At 76.3% G+C, this 1,252-nt stretch carries 2 protein-coding genes; both read right to left on the reverse strand.

Features of this window, described 5'->3' with window-relative positions:
- Positions 1–963 (reverse strand): sulfotransferase (locus AB0M20_RS44355; RefSeq protein WP_364307588.1); only part of this gene is annotated, 963 nt, incomplete at its 3' end.
- The coding region (locus AB0M20_RS44360; protein WP_364307590.1) for a glycosyltransferase family 4 protein at positions 960–1,252 on the reverse strand (293 nt) is incomplete at its 5' end. The genes AB0M20_RS44360 and AB0M20_RS44355, both read right to left, overlap by 4 nt.

The following is a 1,252-nucleotide window of genomic DNA, read 5'->3' on the forward strand; positions in this document are numbered from 1 at the left end:
CGAGCGCGGGGGGCCGGCAGCGCCGCTCCTGCCCCAGGGGGGACCCGCCCCCCGGGGTGCGGGCGCCGTGGGCGCGGCCCCCGGCGGGGCCCGCCGGCCGACGGGGTCGCCGCCCCGCGGCAGCAGCGGCGCGGTGAGGGCGGTGACGACGGCGTGCGAGCGGCGGGACATGCCGTGGCGCCACTCGTCGTCGGCGGCGATCGGCACGGCGCCGGTGCGGTGCCGCATCGGGTTGCCGGCGACCGAGTGGGTCGGCGCGAGCGTCAGCACGCCGTCGGTGCTGATCGGCAGGTCCGGCGGGGCGGAACCGGCGAACTCGGCGATCCGGCGTACCCAGGAAATGGGGTCCCGCACCAGGTCCTCGTAACGCACCCGCAGGTAGGCGCCGCGGCCGAAGCGCCGCAGCACGGCCGCGTTCCAGACCGACCAGAGCAGCGCGGCCTTCCACACCGGGTGGCGGGTCATGAGGCGGTCGTCGCCGTCGAGGGAGCGGCGGCGGCGCCAGGAGAAGGCGGCCGCGCGCGGATCCCGCACCACGTGCACGACTCGCAGGTCGATGCCCGGCAGGGAGTGCAACAACACGGCGTAGGGCGGCAGCTTCGACGAGTCGACGATGATCGAACCGCCGGTGCGCTCCGCCAGGGAGCGGTAGAGCGCGGCGATCACCTCGTCGTCGGGGTGCGGCTCGACGCGCAGCCGGTTGCGCATCCGCAGCCGGGTGCGCAGCCGCTCGGCGATGCCGGCCGAGTCGTGCGCGGGCAGATCGCGCAGGATCGGCGCCCACATCGGGCACTCGCGGACCGTCGCCCCGCAGCCGCACGGCCGGTCGTCGACCAGACCCCGCTGCCACAGATAGCGCAGCTCACCGGCCGCGAAGAAGCCGTCGAGCTGGCCCAGCGCGGTGGTCACCAGGGTGCTGCCGCTGCGCCCGCTGCCGGCCAGGAAAAGCACGCGGACGCTCATCCGACCGCCACCGGGGTGCCGGCCGCGGCGTAGGCCGCACGCAGCCCGGTGAGATGCTCGGCCGGGCCGAAGTGGGTGGCGACCTTGTCGCGCCCGGCAAGGCCCATGCGCCACGCCCGTTCGGGAGAGCCGAGGGTACGCGCGAGCGCGCCGGCGAGGGCCTGCGGGTCGTCGGCGGGCACCACTTCACCGTCCACACCGGGAGTGATCAGCTCGGGCAGGCCGCCCAGGTCGGTGCCGACCACGGGTACGCCGCAGCCGAACGCCTCGAGCACACTGAGCGGCTGGT

It is taken from the genome of Actinoplanes sp. NPDC051633, assembly GCF_040681735.1.
GTDB lineage: Bacteria > Actinomycetota > Actinomycetes > Mycobacteriales > Micromonosporaceae > Actinoplanes.